Source organism: Pedobacter alpinus (genome assembly GCF_042684645.1).
In the GTDB taxonomy this organism is placed as follows: Bacteria; Bacteroidota; Bacteroidia; order Sphingobacteriales; family Sphingobacteriaceae; genus Pseudopedobacter; species Pseudopedobacter alpinus.
Genome location: NZ_JBHULV010000002.1, coordinates 1 through 7262 on the forward strand (window position 1 = coordinate 1; position 7262 = coordinate 7262).

6 protein-coding genes are annotated in these 7262 nt (G+C 32.7%); all 6 read right to left on the reverse strand.

The annotated features are described in order from the left end of the window. Window positions 1–118: 118 nt before the first annotated feature. The 6 genes from ACFSSE_RS00250 to ACFSSE_RS00275 all read right to left on the reverse strand — a co-directional run bounded on the left by ACFSSE_RS00250 (window position 119) and on the right by ACFSSE_RS00275 (window position 6505). Window positions 119–1657 (reverse strand): SulP family inorganic anion transporter, encoded by a 1539-nt coding sequence (locus ACFSSE_RS00250; protein WP_379040291.1) that lies wholly within the window; start codon window positions 1655–1657, stop codon window positions 119–121. Between the two features lie 177 nt (window positions 1658–1834). Next, a complete protein-coding gene (locus ACFSSE_RS00255) occupies window positions 1835–2851 on the reverse strand; it encodes an LLM class flavin-dependent oxidoreductase (protein WP_379040293.1) in 1017 nt (338 codons plus the stop codon). A 235-nt stretch (window positions 2852–3086) separates the two neighbouring features. Next, window positions 3087–3878, reverse strand: coding sequence for a 23S rRNA pseudouridine(2604) synthase RluF (rluF, locus tag ACFSSE_RS00260; protein ID WP_379040294.1), 792 nt, complete (start codon window positions 3876–3878; stop codon window positions 3087–3089). Window positions 3879–3888: 10 nt separating this feature from the next. Beyond that, window positions 3889–4437: a dTDP-4-dehydrorhamnose 3,5-epimerase gene (gene rfbC, locus ACFSSE_RS00265; RefSeq protein ID WP_379040295.1), complete on the reverse strand. Its 549-nt coding sequence runs from the start codon at window positions 4435–4437 to the stop codon at window positions 3889–3891. Continuing rightward, complete coding sequence (locus tag ACFSSE_RS00270) at window positions 4434–4733, reverse strand: DUF4286 family protein (protein ID WP_379040296.1); 300 nt, start codon at window positions 4731–4733, stop codon at window positions 4434–4436. The genes rfbC and ACFSSE_RS00270 overlap by 4 nt, the downstream gene beginning before the upstream one ends. Window positions 4734–4759: 26 nt before the next feature. Then, window positions 4760–6505 carry a tetratricopeptide repeat protein gene (locus ACFSSE_RS00275; RefSeq protein ID WP_379040297.1) on the reverse strand — a complete coding sequence of 582 codons (1746 nt, stop codon included), beginning with the start codon at window positions 6503–6505 and terminating at the stop codon, window positions 4760–4762. Window positions 6506–7262 lie beyond the last annotated feature (757 nt).

Sequence of the window (7262 nt, forward strand, 5' to 3'; positions counted from 1 at the left end):
AACTGTAAATCAATTAGTTAATAATTCCGTTTTACGAAATCGGAAATTGTTCGGACAGATATGTAATAGGATAAAGTTTTATTTAAGAGAAGTAGCAGTAATTAGAAATAAGCTTTAATTAGATGTCATCAACAGCAACTTTGTAAGTAGGGTCTTCTAATATATTAACTTCAATTACTTCGCTAGCATTATTTAAAAGCTGCAAGCAATCAGCACTTAAATGCTTTAAATGAAGTTTTTTGCCTTCTTTTTTATAGCGTTCTGTCAATTTGTTAAGTGCATCAATGCCAGACATATCCGCAACTCTACATTCTCTAAAATCTATAATAACTTCTTGTGGGTCGGTATGGATGTCAAATTTTTCTGTAAAAGCAGTTACCGAACCAAAAAACAACGGTCCATAAATTTCATAATGTTTTACACCATCATTATCAAAATATTTTCTGGCTCTAATACGCTTTGCACTTTCCCAAGCAAAAACTAAAGCCGATATAATTACACCAATTAACACAGCCAAAGCTAAATTATGTAACCAAACTGTAATTGCAGCTACCAAAATCCCCACGAAAATATCTTGTTTTGGCATTTTATTAATGATTCTAAAACTTGCCCACTCAAAAGTTCCTATCGCAACCATAATCATTACACCTGTTAAAGCCGCCATGGGTACCAAACCAATGATAGGTGCACCAAATAAAATAATGATTAAAATAGTTAAAGCAGCTACTATTCCAGATAATCTTGCTCTTGCTCCGGCAGATAAATTAACCAAGGTTTGCGCTATCATTGGACAACCGCCCATACCAAAAAAGAAACCATTTAAAATATTTGCGCTTCCTTGGGCAATGCATTCTCTATTTCCATTTCCTCTGGTGGCTGTAATTTCATCTACTAAATTCAACGTCAATAAACCTTCTGTTAATCCAACTCCTGCCATAATTAAAGCATAAGGAAAAATAATTTCTAACGTTTTAAAATTTAATGGAATATTTGGGATATGAAAAGGAGGGAAGCCACCACTTACAGACGCTATATCGCTCACTGTTTTAGTTTGAATGCCAAAACCTAAAACAATTAAAAATATCACAATAATTGCCACCAATGAGGGCGGAATTGCTTTTGTGATTTTAGGAAATAATACAACAATAGCGATTGTTAATGCAACTAAAGCACCCATTATAAATAAAGGCTGCCCAGTTAACCAAGTTACTTCGCCATTAATAACTGTTTTAAATTGTTCAAACTGGGCCATAAAAATAATAACAGCTAAACCGTTAACAAAGCCAAACATGACGGGTTGTGGTACTAACCTTATAAACTTCCCAAATTTAAAAACACCAACCAAAATTTGAATAACGCCAGCTAAAGCCACTGCCGCAAAAACATACTCTAATCCGTTAGATTTCATTAGCGCTATTAAAACAACTACCGTTGCACCAGCGCCACCAGAAACCAAACCGGGTCTGCCGCCAAACACAGCAGTAACCAATCCCATAATAAAAGCAGCATATAAACCAACCAACGGAGGAAAGCCAGCAAGAATTGCAAAAGATAATGATTCTGGAATCATGGTCATGGCAACGGTTAGTCCTGCTAATATTTCGACTTTGTAATCGATTTTTTGAGAAAAATCAAATAAACGTAAATACGGTTTCATCCTTAAAAATTAAGATGTATAAAAATTAAATAATTTGTTTCAGCAAGAAATTACTGGATATGAGAAACTTGAACCTAAACTCAAGGTGGTGTCACAAGGCTATTTTGAACTTTTTGAACCATTGTTGGCAAAAGTACAAAAAATAATGGCTTTTGAAAACCAAAAGCCGTTAGCTATTTATAGAAGATTTTTTAATTCAAAAGTTTTAGCAAGCAATTTATACGAATCAAAACGGTCTTCTTTGGTTTCTGTAAAGGTCGACATCAGAATTTCATCCGTATCAAACTCTTCACAAATGCTTTCTAATTTTTCTTTCATTTGCGCAGATGTACCAACTGCCATTCGTTTTCTATTATGTAAAACTCTTTGCCATTCTTGCGCATCATAATCTTCATTCTTAATATCATCATAAGAATAAATTTTGTTAAACTGGCCACGCTCAAAACTCAATAAACGGTAATCCATTAAGGCCTGTGCTCTTTCAACTTTTTCTTCATCATCACTACAAAAAGCAAAAATACCAACGCTGGTTTGTGGTTCCTGTAATTCTGTCGAAGACTGAAATTGTGCTTTGTAGTTTTTAATAGCTTGCGCGCCACCAGTGGGATTAATGAACTGAGCAAAAGACATCGCCATACCAAAGTGGGCAGCAATTAATGCACTTTCTCCGCTAGAAGTGAGTATCCATAAATCTGGAGAAGTGTTAATGATAGGAATGGCCAAAACTTTTGCCTGGCTAATTCCCTCCAAAGGTTCGTCATTAAATAAATGCTGTAAATCTCTTAACTGCTGAATGTAATCTTTAGGGTCAAATTGGTTTGATGGATTTAATAAATGAGCAGTTAATCTGTCGCCACCCGGCGCCCTGCCCATTCCCAAATCTATTCTGTTAGGATATAAAGCCTCTAAAACTCTAAAATTTTCAGCTACTCTTAAAGTGCTATGGTTAGGCATCATCATCCCTCCAGATCCTAATCTAATATTTTTTGTTTCGGCACCAAGTCTTGCAATCATCACCTCGGGCGATCCGGTGGCTAATGTGCTAGAGTTATGATGCTCACTCAGCCAGTAACGTGTATAACCTAATTCATCAGCTAACTTTGCAAGTTCTATACTTTCTTGTAAGGACTCGGTAGAATTACTTCCTTTTCTAATCGGAGTTTGATCTAATACACTAAGCTTTATCTTTCTCATCAAAACAAAGGTATTTTATTTTAAAACCGGATGCTATATGGAGGGGCTTTCCTGACTGATGAATGACGAGCTATTTACTTTATTTTGAGAAATGTTTTGAAAGGTAATTATTTTTTGGGCGTTTTAACACTCCGCCGGCTGGCGGATATAGTCAGCCAAATTGCGGAGCTGTCGCTGCAATCGTTAACGCAAAAACTGATTATAATGATTTATTAAGTTTAAGCGGAGATTTGGCTTAAATATATTTATTTTTCTTTCTACTCACTTTATTAATCTCCATAACAGAAGCTTCCTCTGTTTTGCTAGAAGTTTCCACCATTTGCATAATTTCAGCAAGTTCTTCACGGGTTAAATTTCTCCATTTCCCAAGCGGAATATTACTTAAAGATATGTTCATAATCCTAGTACGTTTAAGTTTAGTCACCTCATAATTAAGATACTCACACATTCTACGAATTTGCCTGTTTAAACCTTGGGTAAGTATAATCTTAAAAACAAATTCACTTTCTTTTTTAACAAAACATTTTTTAGTAATGGTTTCTAAAACAGGTACACCATTACCCATTTTTTTAATAAACTCTGGGGTAATGGCTTTATTTACAGTAACAATATATTCCTTTTCGTGGTTATTCCCAGCTCTTAATATTTTATTTACAATATTACCATCACTGGTTAAAAAAATCAAACCTTCAGAAGGCTTGTCTAATCTACCAATAGGGAAAATTCTTTTTGGATGCCTTATATAGTCTATAATATTGCCTTCAATTTGTCTTTCGGTAGTACAAGTAATCCCTCTTGGTTTGTTAAAAGCGATATAAACAGAATCTTCAGCATTCTTAAACTTTATACGTCGCCCATCAACACGTATATCATCGTTGTTAGTAACTCTATCGCCTAAAACGGCCCCTTTACCATTTATAGTTACACGGCCTTCCTCAATTACTTTATCTGCTTCCCTTCTTGAGCAAAATCCGGTATCGCTAATGGCTTTATTTAACCTTAATGTATCTGGGTTATTATTAGGCATCAATTCAAATTTAAAAAGGACTTACAATATCTTTGAAAGCTGGAAGGACTGCGTCTTTTGGTGATATCAATGCATCATTTATGTCGATTCCCCAATCAATACCTAAATCTTTATCATTCCAAATCACACCAACTTCTGTATCTTTTTGGTACAAATTAGTGCATTTGTAGCTAAAAATAGTTTTATCTTCTAAAGTTACAAACCCATGTAAAAAACCTGGCGGTACATAAAACATAATATTGTTTTCTCCACTTAATTCTATTTTAAAATGCTGACCAAATGTTTCAGAATTTTTTCTGATATCAACCGCTACATCTAAAACTTTGCCTTGTATTACCCTAACCAATTTGCCTTGTGCATAAGGATGAGCTTGTGCGTGTAAACCTCTTAACGCTCCTTTATGAGAGAAAGACTGATTATCTTGAACAAAATCAGCAGTAATACCCGCTTTTTTTAAAACTTCTTGGTTATAACTTTCAAAAAAATAACCTCTATCATCTCCCCAAACTTTTGGTTCAATAATTACTAAATCTTTAATTGGGGTTTCTATAATATTCATATTTCTTCTAATACGCTTCTAAAAGCAACAAATTTATTGGCAAATTCTTTCTGAAAATCTTCTTGTAGTTTAGGGGAGTAATTTTTGCGGTAATCTTCTAATTTGCCAATTTCATCAGTAATGTATTGGGCACAATAAGTAATTCCTTCGTTCATTGGTTCTGTTAATTTTAACAAACTACAAGAAACAAATTTTCCTGTCGCCATTACCTCTGGCATGTGTGTGTTTTTCATAAATTGGACATACTTTTCATGTATATCCTCTTCAATAATGGTAGTTACGTTATAAATAATCATAAGGCAAAGGTAACGATAGGTTTTTATTACAAAACATCTCCCCTTAAATTTCTAAATCTTTTTCTTGCTTCTATAACATACAAGCTGCCTGGGTAATCATTTATTAATTTTTCAAAATGAATTTTAGCGTTTGTAGAGTCATTTAAAAATTCTTCCTCTAAAACAGCCAAATTAAATAACGCATCATCAGCCCAAATGCTATAACTGTAGTTTGCTATTAAATTCAAGAAGTTTTCTTTAGCTAATTCATACTGCTTTTGTTTATTGTAAGTCTGAGCTTTTAGCATCAAAATATCATCAGCCAAATCTGTTTGAGGATATAGTTTACCTATGCTATCTAAAGTTAATAATGCTATATCATATTGATTTTTAAAAAGTAATAAATCTGCTTTCGCGTACATCTTCAACGCCTGTCCAGAACTATCCGAATTTAAATTATCTTGTATTAACAAACTTAAATCTAATGCATCGTTTGCAATTAATTGCGATGTTGAAGCTTTTAAAACATCTAATTGAGCTTTTGCCCAATTAAAATCTCCGTTATAAAAAGATAATTTTGCATTTTTAAATTTAGCCTCTTGTCCTAAAACATCTCCTTCAAAACTTTTCTCTACCTGTCCGTAAAGTAAGGCTGCGTCCCAAGGTTGGTTATTTAAGGTGTAAATATGTGCTAAGTCAAGTTTTATTTCCGCTAAATCACTGAGTTTAACATTGGGTAAGTTTAAACTTAGCTCTAAAAGCTCAATAGCCCTTTCTTCATTATCCAGATAAAAAGCTTCTAAATTCGCTAAATCTCTTAGTGCAAAAATGGTCTGGTTGTTCTTTCCGTACTCATCAAGTAGTTTCTCATAATCACTGCCAAGCGATTTAATATTTTCATTATTTAGAGGGGTATTAATGATTTGAATATTCTTACATTTCAAAATGCCAATCCTAGAAGCAATATAATAAGGAGAGTTTTTAGGTTTATTTAATAAATAATTGAAAGCTTTTTCTGCTGTTTCAAAAGCTTTATTTTCTACCAAAATAGTTGCAAAATTATAAACACTACCGCCAGTATCATTTAACCTTCTATCTAAAGCAATCAATTGTACTAAGGCTAAATCATATTGTTTCTGCTGCAAAAACACCCAAGCCAATAAATTAATAAAATTAATATTCTGTGGATTTTTTTGAATTTTCTTAAACAGGATTGATTTTAAAGTTTCATAGTCCTCTGTGCTTTCATAAGCCCTGCTGATTGTGTTTTTTGCATTTGCTAAAAAGGAAGCCTCATTTTCTACAAGATTAACAACCTCATAAGTTAAAGGTTCTTTTAATTTTTTGTAACGATAAAGGTTTATAAGCTCATAAGTAAATGCGTTATCATCTTTTAATAATCTTCTACCGTTTAAAAAAGTTTTAATTGCAAATTCAAAATTTGCTATTCCATAAAATGAATTTGCAATATCAGTAATAGTAAACTCAACTGCTGGAGTTTTAGAAATTACATTTTCAAACGTTTTGTTCGCCTTATCTGTCTCGCCTTTTTCTAAGTAAAGCTGACCTAAATCTACACCGTATTTAAAATTGTTTTTAATTTTCTTATTAATTATTTTTTCTGCTTCGTCATATTTTTTAAGTTTCAATAACGTAGTATAATATTCCGAAAAATACAAATCGTTACCATTTAAAGAATTATATAGTTTTTGATAGATAGCTAAAGATTTGCCATATTCCCCGTTAGTATAAAAATGTTTAGCTAATTCAGCATCATTTTCACTTTGGGCCATAGAACTAATGAATGCAAAACACAGAGAAATTGTAAAAAAAACTTTTAAAACGTTCATTAATTGGATTGATTTTTTAACAAAAACTATAAACGCTAATTTAACAAAATTCTATATTCATGGGTAACCAATTAATCATCAAAAAAATAATCTGGTTTTCAATGAGTTGTCTTTTTTGATTACTTCACAAAATTTTGAGCTTCTCAAATTTAAATTGTGTGTCGTTTTAATGCAGTTTAAATACGGATTCGTTTATTAATACTTTAAATTTAAAAACTATGAAACCTTTTTTAGCTTTTAAAAACTATTAAAGTAAAGATTCTTGATATCAGAAAGGGAACGTCACCTTTTCATGGCAGCCGCTAGTCTGGCTGTACATTCATACAACACTCCAACCCGCCTATCATCGCACAGCCTTAGCCACATCCATTTCATAACCCATAACACGGCCGGTATCCATTACCATCCAGCTTATTAACAAAGTTCATCTCATTTATCAACCTTTTTAACAAATACACAGTTTTAAATTATATACCTATACGATACCTATACGATAACTAAGAGGTTAATTACTTTATATAACTTCTAGGCTATAAATCTTGTAGAAATAGGAATAAATTATATAATTCTGAAACAGAGCCAAAATAAACACGACCACACACTTATAAAATCACGTTCATTGCCCTTTAGGGGGCAGGGGGGTAAAAATTAATCTCTCAAGAAATGAGCGAGTTAGGGTATAAATAACAAATAAAAGGAG